This window comes from Corynebacterium sp. 22-2729 (assembly GCF_053479475.1).
This window is the reverse complement of record NZ_JBRBCA010000017.1, coordinates 1-16,421: the sequence shown is the minus strand read 5'-3', so window position 1 is coordinate 16,421 and position 16,421 is coordinate 1. Positions and strand designations below refer to the sequence as shown.

General features: G+C 63.4%; 11 protein-coding genes, 4 tRNA genes and 1 pseudogene. 4 read left to right on the top strand and 12 right to left on the bottom strand.

Annotated features, from left to right (window positions below):
• Positions 1 to 283 precede the first annotated feature (283 nt).
• Positions 284 to 1,864, top strand: a complete 1,581-nt coding sequence (gene tgt, locus ACUY2T_RS10130; protein ID WP_448308481.1) for a tRNA guanosine(34) transglycosylase Tgt — start codon at positions 284 to 286, stop codon at positions 1,862 to 1,864.
• A gap of 58 nt (positions 1,865 to 1,922) precedes the next feature.
• Here tgt and ACUY2T_RS10125 read toward each other — a convergent pair whose 3' ends face one another.
• From ACUY2T_RS10125 to ACUY2T_RS10105, 5 genes are all read right to left on the bottom strand, one after another.
• Positions 1,923 to 4,607 carry an MMPL family transporter gene (locus tag ACUY2T_RS10125; protein WP_448308480.1) on the bottom strand — a complete coding sequence of 895 codons (2,685 nt, stop codon included), beginning with the start codon at positions 4,605 to 4,607 and terminating at the stop codon, positions 1,923 to 1,925.
• Between the two features lie 833 nt (positions 4,608 to 5,440).
• Positions 5,441 to 5,529 (bottom strand) — tRNA-Ser (locus tag ACUY2T_RS10120).
• A 203-nt stretch (positions 5,530 to 5,732) separates the two neighbouring features.
• Positions 5,733 to 5,891, bottom strand: a complete 159-nt coding sequence (locus ACUY2T_RS10115) for a hypothetical protein (protein ID WP_011274294.1) — start codon at positions 5,889 to 5,891, stop codon at positions 5,733 to 5,735.
• Between the two features lie 236 nt (positions 5,892 to 6,127).
• Positions 6,128 to 6,556 carry a nucleoside deaminase gene (locus ACUY2T_RS10110; protein WP_293790924.1) on the bottom strand — a complete coding sequence of 143 codons (429 nt, stop codon included), beginning with the start codon at positions 6,554 to 6,556 and terminating at the stop codon, positions 6,128 to 6,130.
• 204 nt (positions 6,557 to 6,760) lie between these two features.
• Positions 6,761 to 7,312, bottom strand: a complete 552-nt coding sequence (locus ACUY2T_RS10105) for a tRNA adenosine deaminase-associated protein (RefSeq protein ID WP_448308479.1) — start codon at positions 7,310 to 7,312, stop codon at positions 6,761 to 6,763.
• Positions 7,313 to 7,352: 40 nt separating this feature from the next.
• Between ACUY2T_RS10105 and ACUY2T_RS10100 the strand changes: the two genes are divergently transcribed.
• Positions 7,353 to 8,375: a prephenate dehydrogenase gene (locus ACUY2T_RS10100; protein WP_448308478.1), complete on the top strand. Its 1,023-nt coding sequence runs from the start codon at positions 7,353 to 7,355 to the stop codon at positions 8,373 to 8,375.
• Between the two features lie 23 nt (positions 8,376 to 8,398).
• On the opposite strand, the gene ACUY2T_RS10095 is transcribed toward ACUY2T_RS10100, so the two are convergent.
• The 6 genes from ACUY2T_RS10095 to ACUY2T_RS10070 all read right to left on the bottom strand — a co-directional run bounded on the left by ACUY2T_RS10095 (position 8,399) and on the right by ACUY2T_RS10070 (position 13,339).
• Entirely contained in the window at positions 8,399 to 9,436 is a 1,038-nt protein-coding gene (locus tag ACUY2T_RS10095; RefSeq protein WP_448308477.1) for a hypothetical protein, read from the bottom strand.
• Between the two features lie 657 nt (positions 9,437 to 10,093).
• On the bottom strand, positions 10,094 to 11,269 hold the full coding sequence (locus ACUY2T_RS10090) for a trypsin-like serine protease (protein WP_448308476.1): 1,176 nt from the start codon (positions 11,267 to 11,269) through the stop codon (positions 10,094 to 10,096).
• Positions 11,270 to 11,286: 17 nt separating this feature from the next.
• The gene (locus ACUY2T_RS10085) at positions 11,287 to 12,249 is read right to left on the bottom strand and encodes a hypothetical protein (RefSeq protein WP_448308482.1); all 963 of its coding nucleotides are present in this window, start codon (positions 12,247 to 12,249) and stop codon (positions 11,287 to 11,289) included.
• A gap of 516 nt (positions 12,250 to 12,765) precedes the next feature.
• A tRNA-Arg gene (locus tag ACUY2T_RS10080) sits at positions 12,766 to 12,841 on the bottom strand.
• A 171-nt stretch (positions 12,842 to 13,012) separates the two neighbouring features.
• A tRNA-Arg gene (locus tag ACUY2T_RS10075) sits at positions 13,013 to 13,085 on the bottom strand.
• 169 nt (positions 13,086 to 13,254) lie between these two features.
• Positions 13,255 to 13,339, bottom strand: a tRNA-Ser gene (locus ACUY2T_RS10070).
• A 199-nt stretch (positions 13,340 to 13,538) separates the two neighbouring features.
• Here ACUY2T_RS10070 and hisC point away from each other — a divergent pair.
• Both hisC and ACUY2T_RS10060 read left to right on the top strand, forming a co-directional pair.
• Complete coding sequence (gene hisC, locus ACUY2T_RS10065) at positions 13,539 to 14,669, top strand: histidinol-phosphate transaminase (RefSeq protein ID WP_448308475.1); 1,131 nt, start codon at positions 13,539 to 13,541, stop codon at positions 14,667 to 14,669.
• Positions 14,581 to 15,414: a hypothetical protein gene (locus ACUY2T_RS10060; RefSeq protein WP_448308474.1), complete on the top strand. Its 834-nt coding sequence runs from the start codon at positions 14,581 to 14,583 to the stop codon at positions 15,412 to 15,414. Before hisC ends, ACUY2T_RS10060 begins: the two co-directional genes overlap by 89 nt.
• Before the next feature lie 51 nt (positions 15,415 to 15,465).
• On the opposite strand, the pseudogene ACUY2T_RS10055 reads toward ACUY2T_RS10060, so the two are convergent.
• Positions 15,466 to 16,421: pseudogene (locus ACUY2T_RS10055) on the bottom strand (hypothetical protein); the annotation flags it as partial.

Sequence of the window (16,421 nt, the reverse complement as noted above, 5' to 3'; positions counted from 1 at the left end):
TCAGCTGTCATCGAAAGTCCTGGCACCCGGCGGCAACACCCCCCGGATTATGGAAACTACAGGGCAGGTAAGCCATACCGGGACCAGCGACTATCCCCATTATCAGGGACACTCACAAGGTAACGGGCGCCCGCGAAAGGAAGCAAGAAACGGCGGGGTGAGTGGCGCGAGGACGGAGAATGAGAGCGCCGAGGTTGGGAACGGTAGCGCCGAGGTTGGGGACGGCGGGGAATCGGCAGCGCGGAAAGTGGAAACAGCGAAGCGGACGATAAACTGGGGTGCCATGACCGATGATCAGGAAAACACCGGCGCAGACGATGACGTTCGCGCAGGTCAGGGATTCCAAGGCGCTGCAGCGGACCTGTCTTTTAAGGTATGCACTCGCTTGGCTGACAGCCTCGGCGCGCGAGGCGCCAGCACGCGCACAATCCACGGAGGCGCAGCCGGGAACGCAAGCACCAGCAGCGACACAACCGGAGAAACCACAACCCACGGAGGCGTAGCCGGGAACGCAAGCACCAGCAGCGACACAACCGGAGAAACCACAGCCCACGGAGGCGTAGCCGGGAACGCAAGCACCAGCAGCGACACAACCGCAGAGGCCACAACCCACGGCCCCTCCCGCGAAAAGGGAGAAGCGGGACCGCTGGGGCGTACGGGCGTCATAGAAACACCGCATGGGACGATCCGCACCCCCGCGTTCATCCCGGTGGCGACAAAAGCAACGGTGAAGACCCTCACACCCGAGCAGGTGCGATCGACGGGCGCGCAGGCCATGCTTTCGAACGCGTACCACCTATATCTGCAGCCGGGGCCAGACATCGTGGACGAAGGCGGCGGGCTCGCGGAATTCGAGAACTGGCACGGGCCGACGTACACGGACTCCGGCGGCTTCCAGGTCATGAGCCTCGGCGTGGGCTACAAAAAAGTCCTGGCCATGGACACAAAAGGCCGCAGCGAGGCAGACATCATCCAGCAGCAGAAGAAGCGCATGGCCGTGGTCGACGAAGACGGCGTAGATTTCCGCAGCGTCATCGACGGCAGCAAGCACCGCTTCACCCCTGAGGTCTCGATGCAGATCCAGCACCAGCTGGGCGCGGACATCATGTTCGCCTTCGACGAGCTGACCACCCTGGTGAATACACGCTCCTACCAGGAGGAATCCGTCGCCCGCACGCACCGCTGGGCCCGCCGCTGCCTGGCGGAACACCAGCGTCTGACGGACATTCGCCAACACCGGCCACTGCAGTCCCTATGGGGCGTGGTGCAGGGCGCACAGTACGAGGATCTGCGGCGGCAGGCAGCACGCGGCCTGGTGGAGCTCTCCCGCGAAGCGGAGGCTCAGGGCAACCGCGGGTTCGGCGGCTTCGGCATCGGCGGCGCGCTGGAGAAGGAAAACCTCGGCACTATCGTCCGCTGGGTCGCCGAGGAACTCCCGGAGGATAAGCCCCGCCACCTGCTGGGCATATCGGAGCCGGACGACCTGTTCACCGCGATCGAGGCCGGCGCCGACACGTTCGATTGCGTCGCGCCCACCCGCCTGGGCCGCCGCGGTGGCGTGTACACGCTCGACGGTCGCCTGAATCTTATGGGCGCGCGGTTTAAGAGGGATTTTTCTCCTATTGACGCCGAAGTAGGCGGCTACGTCTCGGAGAATTATTCGCGCGCGTACATTCACCACCTGCTAAAGGCGAAGGAATTCCTCGCTGGCACGCTGTGCACGCTGCATAATCTGCACTTTATGGTGGGGCTGGTGGACCGGATCCGCGAGTCCATGGAGCAGGGGCGTTTCTATGAGTTCCGGGAGGAATTCATGTCTCGCTACTACGGCCCGACTTGGCAGGAGCGCCTGGGTCAGCACTAGCGGGCCAGGCCGGATGGTCGGCGGGCAGGCGCGGGCATGCATGTCGCGCGCCCGCGCGCTAGCGCACGCGCTCCAGCGGGCGCCCGGCGTTGTCGAAGCGCTGGATGGCGCCGGAGCGGAAGTCCCGCTCCAGCTGCGAGCCTTCAATGTCAAAGGTCGGCAGCACGCGATCCAGCCACTTGGGCATGTACCAGGTGGCTTTGCCGAGCAGCATCATCATGGCGGGGATGAATGTCATGCGCACCAGGAATGCATCGAATAGCACGGCCGCGCCCAGTGCGAAGCCGAAGATCTGCACGAACGGCAGTGGCTGGAAAATGAAGCTGGCGAATACGCCGATCATGATGAGCGCCGCCACCGTCACAACCTTCGCACCCATGCCGAAGCCGAAGATCACGGAGTCTTCCACGGGTGTGTACTTGGAGCTCTTGGCAGCCTCGAAGGATTCGTGCTTGAAGCGTTCTCGCATACGCGAAACGATAAACACCTGGTAATCCATCGCCAGCCCGAATGTCACGCCAATGAGGAAGATCGGCATAAAGCTGATCAGCGGCCCCGGCGAGTCCCACAGGCCGCCCCAGCCTTCCTGCCACACCAGCACGGTCAGGCCGAAGGCGCCACCGACGGAGAGCAGGAACCCGAGTGCGGCCATGATCGGCACGGTGATGCTGCGGAAAATCATCAGCAGCAGAACCAGCGCCAAGCCGACGACCAGCGCCAAGTACACCGGCATGGCGTTTGAAAGTTGTGTCGTAACGTCCTGCTGAATGGGAATCAGGCCGGTGATGCCCATGTCCACGCCGGTTTCGTTCTCGATCACGCTCTGTTGGCTGCGCAACGCGTGGATCAATGCGGCGGTGCCTTCGTCGGTCGGCCCACCCTCGGGCGTGATCAGCAGTTGCGCGGTCAGCCCGTCTTCACTCTGGCCGATCAGCTGTGCATGCTTCACATGGATGTTGCTGCCGAGGTTCTCCATTGTGTACATGAATGACGCCTGCGCGGCGGCCTTGCGCAAGTCGCCAGCACCCTGCCCGGCCTCGCCCTGTTCAGCCGCACTCTGTTCAGGCGCGCTCTGACTTGCCTCGCCCTGCCCAGCCTCGCCCTCAGCCGGCTTGTTGGCCTGCATGTCCGCCTGGCCGGTGATGTAAGTGGCAAGTGCGGGCGAATCCGGCTTTGCATTCTCGCCGTTGACTACCACCAGGAACGGGGCGTTGCGCCCTGGCCCAAAGCCGGCCTCTGTCATCTCGGCGGCCTTGCGCTGGGTGGAGTCCACGTTGGACGTCTTGTCATTCGGCAGCGAAAGCTGCAGATTCAGCGCGGGCAGGGTCAGCGCTGCCAACGCCAGCATGACCACTGCAATGGAAATGCCAGGGAAGTTGTACACCATCCTGATCCACCGGCTCGCCAAGCCGTGCTTGCGCTTATTGTCGTCCACGCGCTGGTGCTCGCCGCGCACCGCGCGCGCCGTAGCCGCCGCGGTTGCGCCAGCCCCGTCGCCCTCAGCACCAGCGCGTACAGCACGCCCGCTTCGGTTGCCCAGCCCCGCTGGACCACCGGTGAAGTACCCGTGCGCCGCATCCTCCCCCGCGAGGGCGGAGGCGTACTGCGACCCGAACGTGGCGTCCTTACGAAAGACCCGCGAGCCGCACGCACCAAGCACAGCAGGCAGGAACGTCAGCGCCACGACCACGGCGACAACCACGCTAACGGCCGCAAAGTATCCCATGTACGACAGGAATGGGATGTTCGCCAGGCGCAGGCCCAGCAGCGCGACGGTCACGGTCAGCCCGGCGAACACCACTGCCGAGCCCGCGGTGCCTGCAGCCAAGCCAATCGCATCCGGGCGCGAGCGCCCCTGCCGCAGTTCGTCGCGGTAGCGCGACATGATGAACAGCGCGTAGTCGATGCCAACGGCCAGGCCAATCATCAGCCCCAGCGTCGGGGTGATGGAGTTCAACGGCAGGAATGCCGTCGCCCCCACCGTCACGAGTGCGCCGATACCCACACCCACAATCGCGGTAATCAGCGGCAATCCCGCCGCCAGCAGCGAGCCAAATGTAAAGGCCAGAATAACGAGCGCGACCACCACGCCCGCAATTTCCGAGATCGGTTCGACAGCGATCGGATCGCCGAAGCCGGGGCCGCCGACCTCCACGGTCATGCCCGCGTCGCGCGAGATCTGGATCGCGTCGTACACCGCCTGCCGATCCTCGTCGGTCACGTCGGCGGGCAGCGGAACGTCGTAGCTGAAGGTCATGGTGCCGTAGCGCCCGTCGGCGGAGTACATCCGCAGATTCTCCGCGTCGGATTTCGCGGTAGCTTCGGGCATGCCCTGCTTCGTCATCTGGTCGACGAGCATTTTGCCCAGCTTGTCGTTGAGCTCTACGGGGTTGCCGAACTGCATGCCCTCTTTGAAGTCGGGCACGTTGTTCTTTAATGACGCCACCGTCTCATCCATTGCCGCCATCAGCTCTGGGTCTTCGAGTTTCTTCCCCTCGGGGGCTCCGAAGACTATGTTGACGTCGGTGGATTCGGCGGGGTTTTTCGTGCCCGGGAATTTCTCTTGGAGCATTTCCGTGGCGTGCGTGGAGGGCACATCTTTGATTTCGAAGACGTCGTTGAAGCCCTTTTGGAATCCCAGCGCGGCCGCCGCGATGCCGACGAACAGCAGCAGCCAGGCGGCAATCACCCGCTTCTTGTGCAGGTAGGACCATCGTCCGAGGTTAAACAGGATTTTCGCCACTGGTTGACCTTCCGCCGGCTGTTGAGTGTGTGTAGGACCTTGAGCTTGCGTTCGTGGTTGCGCTCTGGCAGCTCCTGCGGGGTGGGGGTTTCCCGAGAGATGCTTCCCACGCCGCAGACAGTTCTCGAAATATACATCCTACAGTAGCCAAAAGCCCAGGTGGGTTGTGACAGGTGTGACATGTGTTGCTCAAGCTTCTGGGTGGACCTTCCGGACGCGCTCCCAACTTCCCCGTCGTAGGCAATGCAAGGGGCAAATGTCCCAAATCTTCCACTTTCGACGAGTAGCAGATTTGCAGCAAATTTTCGTAACCCTCTGACCTGCAGAAACAGAAAGTTATAAAAACGGAGTGGAAGATTTGGGACACTTTCCGCTCCCGCTACGCCTCAAAGTGCCCTTTTCGGCGCATTCCCGAAATGCGGGACGCAGTTTTGCATCCTTACTCAGGTATCCCCCCCAGCCACTTTCAGGCCGTCTACGGCGCTTACAACGCTTCGCCCTCTTTTACACCCCTCCCAGTAGAGCGCCCTAACTTCGCCAAAACCAGCCCATCGCCGGTCGCAGGCCTCCTACCCAAAGGCTCAATGTCCCAAATCTTCGAGTTATTGAAAGTAGGGGGTTTGCAGCCACATTCTGCAAGCCTCTGACCTGCGCAAACAGAATAGTTATACTCTAATACGTGGAATTTGGGACATTCCCACCCGAGCGCTCCTCATTCCCAGCCCCAGGCACCCGGTTGCGCACCCCGCGCACCAAAATCCAAACTCCCGCGCACGCGAAAACCGCGCGCCGCCCCAGTGTTCAACCGGGAACCAGCACGCGGCAAAAAATTCTGGCGGTGGCGGAGGGATTTGAACCCTCGGTTGCTACTAACAACACTCGCTTTCGAGGCGAGCACCTTCGGCCGCTCGGACACGCCACCATAGTCAGCGATTGCAGACTCGTACTAGCGTAACACCCCCACATTTTCGCAACAAAACCCCACCCTGCGCACACGAGAGCCCCGCACACACATCCGCACACATCCGCGCACGCGCATCCACTCGTCCCCCGCGCACACCCCGCGCACACGAAAGCCCGCCGCGAACTTCCACCAGTTCGCAGCGGGCTTGCAGCTTCAGCGCTTTAGTTGTCGCCGAGAACCTTGTCCATGCCCTTGTTCAGGCCGTCCTTGGCCTTGTCAGCCTTGTCGCCGTCCAGCTTGCTGTCGATGGCCTTCTCGGCACCGTCCTGGATCTTGTCGCGGTGCTCGCCTGCCATGTCCTTAGCCTTGTTCAGGTCCATTGTTGTCTCCTTAGTTTCGGATGTAATTAACTTTGTTCTAACTTGCGTGCCCCTAGCCGCAACTCGTACGACCAGAAGCACACATCCCAACGTAAGGACGTTCCCGCTCCCTCGCCACCCGCAGCCCCTCAGACAACCAGCGTTATCCGCTAAACCCGCAGTTGGGAGCCATGAATTAATTTTCTATAAAACTTATAGACGCCCACGTTTCCCCCACCCCAGCCAGCCGCAAACCGTCAACGCAGGCGGGCGAAGAACTGCCGCAGCAGTTTTTCGCACTCCCCGGCCAGCACGCCTCCGCGGACCTCCGCCCAGTGCAGTGGAGACTCCCGCGGCACGTCCCAGACGCTGCCGCACGCCCCGGTCCGGGGCTCGTAGGCTCCGAAGATGATGCTGCCAATTCGCGCCCCGACTAGCGCCCCCGCACACATGGCGCAGGGTTCCAGGGTGACCACCAGCGTGCAGTTTTCCAGCCGCCAGGCGTCCCCGAGCTCCTGCACGGCTTCCCGGATGGCGAGGATCTCCGCGTGTGCGGTGGGATCATTGTCGGCTTCGCGCCGGTTCACGCCCCGCCCGAGTTCCCGCCCGTCCTGGTCGAGAATCACAGCTCCGACGGGGACGTCCCCGGCGGGAGTCTTCGCGGCGATGTCCAGGGCCCGGCGCATCAGCGCTTCCGCGCGCGCATCCCCGGCGACCTGCGGCAATCCGCCGCCCACGCGCACCTGAGCCTCAGCCTCACCGCGCGCCTCAGCCCCGCTGCACGCGCCTGGCAACCCACCGCGCAACTCAGCTGCGTCACGCGCCTCAGCCCCGCTGCACGCGCACGCCTCACCGCCGCGCGCGCCCGGCGCGCCCTCCACCCCCACCGGCTAGAACTCCAGCTCCACGCCCACCAGGTCCGCCAGCTCGTCGGCGAATCCCAGCTCGTCCGCCACGCGCAAAACCTGCTCCGCCCCGTACAGGTCATCGTCGTAGAAGATGATGGACATTATCTGCTCGCTGACACCTAGATCCTCCAGCAGGTCGAAGTCGCCCTCGGGCCACGGATCGTCGGACGCGTCGGCCTCCTCTTCCGAAGGCTCGTCGATGTCCAACGTATCCAGCACCTCGCTGGCAATGTCGTAATCCAACGCTGCGGTGGCGTCGCTAAGTAAGATCCGCACGCCACCCGGCACAGGGCGGAGCACGGCGGACCAGTCATCCTCCACGCAGAGCAATCCCACGACCGGCCCTTCCGCGCGCGAGGCTCGCAACTCCGCGATGAGGTTGGGCAGGCTTTCCGTCGCGCGGGCGGGGAGTTCGCGCAGGTGCCAGTGGCCGTCGGCGCGGATGGCGGACACGGCGAAGGTCAGGTCGCTGCCGTCGCTGCTGGAGCCGGCGCCATAGCCGCGACCGCCGTTATCAAAGCTGTCGGTGCTCATGTCTCCCAACGCTAGTCGGCTTTGTGGAACACTGGGTAGCGTGAGCCACGAAATTTCTTCCGACTACCGCCTGAGCACCCTCCCCGAGGATCGCCGTCCGCTGTGCATCCTGGGTCTGGGGCTGATTGGCGGCTCACTGATGCGCGATGCGCAGACAGCAGGCTGGCCCGTGTTCGGTTGGAATCGATCGGAGAAGACGGTCTCCCGCGCACGTCGCGACGGCTACGACGTTTCGGGTGATCTGGAAGCCACCCTCCGCCGTGCCGAACAGGCCGATGCACTGCTGGTTCTTGGGGTACCAATGCCCGCGCTGTCTTTCCTTCTTGACGCCATATCTCAGTACGCCCCGAGCTGCGGCTTTACTGACGTGACCAGTGTGAAGCAGGAGGTGCATGACCTAGTGGAGGCCAAGGGCATGTCCGACCGTTTCGTCGGTGGGCATCCAATGGCGGGCACGGCGAACTCTGGCTGGGCGGCCACGATGCACGGACTTTTCCAGGGAGCAGTGTGGGTCGTAACGTACGACAACGCGCGGGACGATAAGCGTTGGCTGGACACGTGGGTGCGCGTGGTTGGGCTGGCGGAGGAAGTTGGCGCGGCGGTCGTCCCCGCCATCGCGCGGAGGCACGATGACGCCGTAGGGCGCGTGAGCCACCTGCCGCACATCCTGGCCGAGGCACTGGCCGTGGCGGGCGATACTGGCGGCCCGCTGGCACTGAGCCTGGCGGCCTCGAGTTTCCGCGACGGCACCCGCGTGGCAGGCACCGAGCCGGATCTAGTCCGCGCGATGGTGGAGAACAACCGTCCCGCTGTACTCAATGCCCTGGACCAGACCATTGAGCTGCTGCAGGGCGCGCGCGAGGATATTGCCAACCCAGAGAGTTCCCTCAAAACCCTGGCTGAGGAAGGCAACGCAGCGCGCGGACGCTTCGAGGCACGGGCCGGTCGCAACAAGGGGGATGCCACCAACCGTCCGATTATCCGCGTGCGCCCGGGCGCGCCGGGGTGGGTGGATCAGCTGCATTCGGCAGAATCCATGGGCGCGCAGATCGGCATTTTCTAGCAACCGCAAGAGTGCTGCGCGAGCTAGCAGTCCGCCTTCGTCTTCGCTGTGGGCGCGCCGTCCAGCAGGTCGGGCAGCCCCTTCGCCAGCGCATCCACGCCTGCCCACGACGTAGGCTCCAGGCCATCGTTGGGGATCGCCATGATCGCAACGGGCGTCATTTCCCCGTCTTTACCGGGCACCAGGCCCAGCTGCCGGTATATAAAGCGTCCGTCGTCCTCCGGCCCCCAGCCGCCCTTGAACTGCGATCCCTTAATCTTCGACAGGCCGTAGCTGTGCTCCGGGGTGATGTGCCCCATACGCTCCAACACCTTGTCGGAGCCGTTCATACAGCGGAAGCCATCCATGAAACGCACCTGATCCGTCAGCTTCCACGTCAGCCCGCCGAATCCAACGTATTTCCCCTCGTCGTATTCCTTCCCCGGCGCGGTCGGGTCGCCCGTGCGCTTGAGGTAGTCCTGGATTTTGTGCGAGGCAGTTCTGTCGGACCAGTCGCCTAGGTACATCCAGAGGCGGAAGGCAGCGTCATTATCCGAATAGTGAATCGCCGCATCCATGTCGGCTTCCATTGCCGCGCGCGGGGCGGACTGGTGGTGAGCCTCGGCGTAGCGCAGTTTCTCTTCAACGGCGCCTGCGATGGGGGCTTTAATGGTCGACCAGGCGCTCTCCGCGTTGAGCGTGCCCGCGTGGAGCGGACCTTCCTGACCGAGGATTGCCACGCCGACCTGCACATTATTCTTCTTGGCGATGTCGGCGGCGAGCTTGTCCAGCTTCGCCTGCTGTTCCTCGTCGGTGGGCGGGGTGGCGTCTGCGCCGTCGGTGCTGTCGTTGCCGCCGTTACCGCCATTGTCGGGCGCGGCGGCGGTGTTGGCGGCGGGTGCGCTCTCTTCGCCCTTCTCCTCGACGCCCCCTTCCCCGCCGTTTAGCCCCACTACCAGACCGACCGTGATGGCGAGGACGGCGGCTCCCACTCCGAGGCTCGCGACGAGTCCGCCGGTGGCACCGCGGTCGCCGGCACCTCCGCTCCGCGGCTTCTCTTCGGAGCGTTCATTGCTCGCCACTTTTTCCTCCTTGACCAGCAGTCTCTTCGAACTCTTCCGTCTCGGCTGCGCATTCTCCGCCGCGTAGCACGTCCGCCATACAGCAGCTCAGCCGCGCAACACTTCCGAGCAACGTTTCCACCGCCTAGCACTTCACCACGCAGCTCTCCACCGCCTAGCACTTCACCACGCAGCTCTCCACCGCCTAGCACTTCACCACGCAGCGTTCCGCCGCTCAACGCTTCCGAGCAGCGTTTCCACTGTGCGACAAATCACCACCGAGAGCGATCGCGTTCAGTCTAGCCAGGAATCCCCATGCTTGCGCCCCGTACAACTTCCATTGCAGAGACTCTTAACCCCCTGCAGCAATACTCTTAGTCTCCAACGACGCCACGCTTAAACCCCTCAAGCGGGCGCGGTCGTGAAAGCCTGGATGTCCCAAATCTACGAGTTATTGAAAGTAGCGGGTTTGCAGTAAAAAAACGCAACGCTCTGACCTGCAAAAACAGAATAGTTATATTCTAAGAGCTGGAATTTGGGACATTACCCTCCAAGACTCCTTGCACCTGAGACGCCCTGGGATGCCAGGGGCCCGGTCCCGCGAGGGCTACAGACGCGAGCCAGGGACTTCAGGGACCCGCCAGGCGCCGGTCAGACGCGCCAAGTGCCCGGCGCCGGTCAGGCCTGACGCAACTCCGACACCTTCCGTCGGCCAAACCAGCCCAGCGCCACCGCAAGCACCAGCCCGGCCAGTGCTCCCGCGAGATATCGCCCAACGTAATCGGCGCTGGTCTGCGGGGTTCTCGGCGGAGTGGGAGTAGTGTCCGCTGTCAGCACGCTCGATGTGTCGCGTCCGCTGGTGACGTCCTCGATCCAGGACTTGGCGTCGGACAGCGTGGTGATAGCCGCCGTCGGCGAAGGCAGATCCGGGTCACCATTTGCGGTACCGGCGGTTGCGAGGCCTGCGAGCCGCCCGCCGACGAAGAATGGCGCTCCCGAGTCGCCGCCTTGCATAGCAGCGCGCGTGAGGGATTCTGCCTCAAGAATGCCCCCGGCGATCTTCGGCATGACGCCACCCGCTCCATCTGCGGGAATCGCCCCACCACCCATGGCAATGTCTGCGGGAACAGATTCCACGCCCTCCGGGCTGGATGATTCAGTGACTTTCTTCGCGCCAGACTTCTTGGAAGCCTCTGGTGCAGGTGCACCGGGGATCAGTTCGGAGTCGTCACCGTGGAGGATCTCCGGGCCACCCGGAGCCACCTTAACTCCGCCATCGACCTTGCCATCCGATCCAGCGTCTCCACCGGCACCATCTGCACCGCCGTCGCCTCCGTTGCCGCCCGGCGAACCGGAGGCGCCCGGCCCGGTCAAGATCTCCCGCACTCGCATTCGCGCCACAGGCAGCTGACCCTTGCGAGCCATCAGGGAGCTGCTACTCCAGCCGTACAGGTTCCCCTCGTCGCCGTTCTTTGGCGAACTATCGGCCAACTTCGCCGGCTCGACTCCCTCGACGGGCCGGGTGAGGTGCAAGAGCCCGGCGTCCATAACAGGAGACAGCGACCACGAGTCCGCGTCATACACAGCACCTCCGATGCGCGCCTGCGTGCCCTCATTGGAGACGGATTCCAGGCAGTGGCGGGCCGTCAGCACCCATTGCCGGGCGACAAGCGTACCGGTGCAGTCTCCGAAGTTGCCTACGCGCCCGATCCGCAGCGAGGCCACGGCCCGCGATTCCGCGTTGTCCGCGGCGCGCTCGCCGTATTCCATTGCGCTGGCGGGTGCCATGCATGCGCCGCTCAAAGTTGCAGCAACTGCCGCTACGGCAGCTCCCTTGGTTACAAAATTCTTCATGCTGGTCCTTCCACGGCTCATGCTCGTTCCCCCGAAATCACTCGGACAGTCTGCGCGACGCAGCGCTCTGCCGGCCCTTGTCCTGCAAACAACGTATTCGCCGGGCCGTCAGCGAGCTTCTTCCACAGCCATGCGAACACCAGGAACGCCGCGATAAACGCCGTCGCCCACAGGTCCGAGTGCAGCGCCACGTGTGTCTGCCACCAGAAAGCCGATAGCACGTGCAGGATGTACACCGTCAGCGCCATGGAACCCAGCGCGACCAGCGGATTCGTTGCCCGCATACGCTGGCCAATGACCAGGCAGAGATGCAGCACGATAGCGGCGACGACAACAGATAGCACGATCTCGCCGAGCACGCCCGTGTGGCCGGTGGTGCGCGCCCAGCCGGGTAGGCCGGTCTGGAAGCGCAGGTAAATGCCGATGCCTGCGATGATGAGGCACGTGGTAGTCGTTGCCTTCTTTATGACGCCACCAGCCCCAGTGCCGTCCTTCCCCACGTACACGTCGAAGAGGATCATCCCGGCGATGATGTATGTGACCCACGCGAAGTGAGGGTATGGAAGTGGCAATTCCAGTGGGGCGTAGCGCCACGTTGCGGCGGCTGTAGCCAGCAGCAGTAGGGCGACTTTCGCAGCTGTGGGCAGTGGAGGAATCCAGGCGGTGGCGAGCATCGTAATGCCCAGCACGACGAGTACCACCTGGATTTCACCACCAACCGGCAGCAGCGCCAGGCCGATGAGCGTGATGATTGCTCCACGTGCAGCGAGCTTCGCTACCGTCTGCAACGCAGTAGCAGCAGTAGCAGCAGAGGCGACGGTGGCAGTAGAGGCGGCAGTGGCTACAGTGGCCCTGCGCTTGGCGTTGTTCCAAATAAGCATCATGGTCACGCCCGCGATAACGGCGAACAGTGCTGCCGGGAGTCCGGAGAGCACCACCTTCGCCTGCCACAGCGGATGTCCAAGGTGCAGGTAGATCATTCCGATGATCGCGACTCCGCGGGCGATGTCCAGCCCGAGAATGCGCTGCCGCTTCCCGGGCTCCCGCGCGGCGCTCTTAGAGGTAGGTGTGCTAACCACCCAGCTATCTCCTTTTTAGTTCTCAAATTCTCAAACAAACCGCACTGCGGCAGTCAGCGCGCAGGGTTCGCGCGCCGACCCGCTAAAGCGGAACGATTGTCTTTTTTAATCTCCAATCCTTGAGCCCCACTGCCCCGTCTTTGTGAGCCCCCTGTTAGTTCCTTCTAAGTTTCCGGCAACCTAGCCCTGACCAACCTGAAACCGTGCCGCTTTCCACGCCTTACGAGGCCCAATGTCCAAAATCTTCGAGTCATCAAAAGTAGCAAGTACGAAGCCTAAAACCACAAGCCTCTGACCTGCACAAACAGAATAGTTATATTCTAAGATATGGAATTTTGGACATCCCCACCCCGGAGCCCCCGCACCCGGCAACACAAAAACCCGCAGCCAGCGGGTTAACGCTAGCTACGGGGGAAATGGTGCGCCCGGAGGGATTCGAACCCCCAACCTTCTGATCCGTAGTCAGATGCTCTATCCGTTGAGCTACGGGCGCATTGCTAATACCAGAGTCGATATCTACTACCGCTTCCAGTATCACGTTTGTGCTGCAAGGTTGCCCTCGCAACGAAGATTTACTCTACACACCACGGACACAAAACAACAAATCCCCACCTCACCAGCAGGAATGTCGCATACTCAGTAGCCGACGGCACCGAGGAAATCGTGCGCCCGGAGGGATTCGAACCCCCAACCTTCTGATCCGTAGTCAGATGCTCTATCCGTTGAGCTACGGGCGCTTGGAAACTTCGACAAAGTGCGTACACGCCGGCACAATCCCAGCGGACCACCACAGGCGCACCACACGCCCCACAACACTGTCCGCAGCTGTTAGCCCCGGAACCTCACCACAAGTAACCGGGCAGCTTTATGGGCAGCTCATGCGCGTAACGCACTCTGTCGAAGTTGCGGAGGCGACAGGATTTGAACCTGCGGTCCCCTAAGGGACAACTCCTTAGCAGGGAGCCCCATTCGGCCGCTCTGGCACGCCTCCGTACGTCGTATTATGGCGTACCGTTTCCAGTTTCCACAATCTCGACCGGATTTAGCCTACACAACCTGCCCACCTTCCCCAAAATCCCGCACACTCCCCGATCCGCGGGCCCGTCTGCCCTAGCCACATCCCATCTGCCCTGCCACCGCACACTCCCCGATCCGCGGGCCCGTCTACCCCGCCAACTACACTGAGCAGTATGATTCGCCCCGACCTTTCGACCCTGCCCGCCTACATCCCCGGCTCGCTCCAGCCGGGCGCGCTGAAGTTGGCCTCCAACGAGTCTTCGCTGTCCCCGTTGCCTTCTGTAAGTGCAGTTATTAATGACGCCACCTCACACCTCAACCGCTACCCCGACATGGCTTCGGGCGCGCTGCGTGGGAAGCTCGCGCAGTGGTTGGGCGTGGACCTCGACAATGTGGCGGTGGGCAACGGCAGTTCCGCCATCTGCCAGCAGCTGGTGCAGGCCACATGCAAGGACGGCGATGAGGTTGTGTACGCCTGGCGGTCGTTCGAGGCATACCCGATCCTGTGCAAGATCGCCGGTGCGGTAGGGGTGGGTGTTCCGCTGAAGAGGGGGCGTCATGACCTAAAGGCAATGAGCGACGCGATCGGCGAGCGTACGCGCCTGGTTTTTGTGTGCAACCCGAACAATCCGACGGGCACGACGGTGAGCCGTGACGAGTTCCGCGAGTTCATGGCGCGTGTGCCGGAGGATGTGACGGTGGTGCTGGATGAGGCGTATGTGGAGTACAACCGGGATGCGGAGTCGCCGGTGGCGCTGGAGGAGCTGAAGCGCTATCCGAACTTGGCGGTGTGCCGGACGTTCTCGAAGGCGTATGGGCTGGCGGGTCTGCGGCTGGGCTATCTGGTCGGGCCGGAGGAGCTGGTGGAGGCCGTGAATAAGGTGGGGATTCCTTTCGGTGTGAATGCGTTGGCGCAGGCGGCGGGGGTCGCTAGTGTGGACGCGCAAGCCGAGCTGGCTGCGCGCGTGGATTCGACGGTCGTGGAGCGTGAGCGGGTGGAGACGTACCTAGCGGGGATCGCTGAAGATTTGGCTTCCGGCAGTGCGGGTGCAGATGGCGAGCCGTTGACGTATCCGTCGCAGACGAACTTCGTCTGGCTGAACGCGGGCGAGCGCGCTGAGGCGCTGGATGAGGCGCTGAAGCGCGAGGGCGTGGTGGCGCGGTGTTTCGCCGGTGAGGGCGTGCGCGTGACGGTGACGACGGCGGAGGAGACGGATGTGCTGCTCCGCGCGTTGGATCGTGCGTTGCCTGCCGCGGGGCTGGCTGGGGCTGGCGCTGAGTCGGCTGGCCCGCAGGCTGACTAGCGCCGTGCATCCGGAGGATCCGACGCGCATCCCTGCCGTGGTGGAGCGCCTGCGCGCGGCGTGGGAGGCTCAGCCTTCGGTGCCGTTTGCGCAATTGTGGGCGCAGTTGGAGTCGGTGGGGGTGGGCTTTAACGCCACTGATGCAGAGCTGGTGGAGGCCTGCGATGAGGTGTTGCGCCGCCATCCTTATTCTTTTGCGCCTGGTGGTGACGCCCCCTCGGCTTCAGCTGCGCCGCGCACTGTGGTGGTGGAGACGGCTGATCCGGGGCCATTGGTGACGCTGTCCGTGGAGCCAGGGGAGCCACTGGGGTGGGTGGTAGTGCGTGGCCGGCGAGCGGGGGCTCAGCCGGTGGTGTGGCGTTGTAGGAAGGTGCGGGCGTGCCGCGCTGGGGTGCCGTTGGTGGTGGAGGACGCGGAGGGTTTTGCGCACCGTTTAGGCGTGGTGGAGCGGCTGTCGGCTGCCGAGTTTTCGGTGGCTCCGGAGCACAATGAGGTGGCGCTGGAGGGGCTGCGGCGCGTGGAGTTGGGGGATCGAGTGTTTGTGGTGCGTTTCGCAGATGATTCGTGGGTGTTGGTGGGGCACGCTTTGTGGTGGTTCCAGGTGGGGCGCCGCGCGGTGGATGCGCGGAGGTTGAAGTGGGTGGAGTGTGTGTCTGGAATGCCAGGAGCCCCGCTCCTGGTGCGTACACCGGGAGCGGGGCTCGAGGAGTTAACGCTGGTCGCGGAGGTTTTCCGCGCCAGCTAGGCGGGGGTAGCTAGCCCTGGCGGGCTAGCTTTGGGGGCTAACTCTGTGAGGTTAGCTCTGGCGGCGGCGCAGTGCCATCAGGGCACCACCCAGAGCCAGGGCGATCACAGACGCACCCAGCGTGATAGCCAGACCGGACACACCGGTCACAGCCAGGCTGCCGCCACGGGAACCAGCCTCGGTGCTCTGAGAAGTAGCACCAGTGCTGCCCTTGCCAGCACTCTGGTTGCCAGCGGCACCGTTGTCAGCGCCCTTACCGGCACCCTGGTCGCCAGCCTGGTCGCCAGCGTTGCCCTTGCCCGGCTTCTCAGCACCCGGCTTGGACTCGCCCTTGCCCGGCTTCTCAGCACCCGGCTTGGACTCGCCCTTGCCCGGCTTCTCAGCACCCGGCTTGGACTCGCCCTTGCCCGGCTTGCCCGGCTTAGCCTCACCCGGCTTAGCCTCACCCGGCTTACCCGGAGCAGAGGAACCAGCACCATCACCGTGGTTACCCAGCAGAGCACCAATCAAACCGGAGCCAACAATCGTGCCACCAATGATGGCACCGATCTTGTTCGGATCGTTCAGAGAACCGGACGAGCCAACCGGCTGGTCATCCTCACCTGGCTTAGAGTTCGGGTCGTTCGGGTTGGTCGGCGCGTCCTTGCCGTCCTTGTCCTTGTTGTTGACCTCGACACCATCGTTGGAGCCGTCACCATCGGTATCAGCCTTGGTCGGGTCAGTCGGCTTGCCGTCGAACTTGTTGCCCTCACCAGAGACCTCGTCACCATCATTGATGCCGTCGCCATCGGTATCAGCCTTATTCGGATCAGTACCGAGCTCCTTCTCCTTATCGTCGGTCAGACCGTCACCGTCAGTGTCCTTCTGGTCGTCTGCGCCCGGCTTAGAGTTCGGGTCGTTCGGGTTGGTCGGCGCGTCCTTGCCGTCCTTGTCCTTGTTGTTGACCTCGACACCATCGTTGGAGCCGTCACCATCGGTATCAGCCTTGGTCGGGTCAGTCGGCTTGC

What these genes read in the sequence shown, in the direction of transcription:
- tgt (WP_448308481.1), top strand. Translation starts at nt 284, where the DNA reads ATGACCGATGATCAGGAAAACACCGGCGCAGACGATGACGTTCGCGCA.
- ACUY2T_RS10115 (WP_011274294.1), bottom strand. Translation starts at nt 5,891, where the DNA reads ATGGACCTGAACAAGGCTAAGGACATGGCAGGCGAGCACCGCGACAAG.
- ACUY2T_RS10105 (WP_448308479.1), bottom strand. Translation starts at nt 7,312, where the DNA reads ATGAGCACCGACAGCTTTGATAACGGCGGTCGCGGCTATGGCGCCGGC.
- ACUY2T_RS10090 (WP_448308476.1), bottom strand. Translation starts at nt 11,269, where the DNA reads ATGAAGAATTTTGTAACCAAGGGAGCTGCCGTAGCGGCAGTTGCTGCA.
- ACUY2T_RS10085 (WP_448308482.1), bottom strand. Translation starts at nt 12,249, where the DNA reads ATGATCTACCTGCACCTTGGACATCCGCTGTGGCAGGCGAAGGTGGTG.
- ACUY2T_RS10110 (WP_293790924.1), bottom strand. Translation starts at nt 6,556, where the DNA reads ATGCGCCGGGCCCTGGACATCGCCGCGAAGACTCCCGCCGGGGACGTC.
- hisC (WP_448308475.1), top strand. Translation starts at nt 13,539, where the DNA reads ATGATTCGCCCCGACCTTTCGACCCTGCCCGCCTACATCCCCGGCTCG.
- ACUY2T_RS10060 (WP_448308474.1), top strand. Translation starts at nt 14,581, where the DNA reads ATGTGCTGCTCCGCGCGTTGGATCGTGCGTTGCCTGCCGCGGGGCTGG.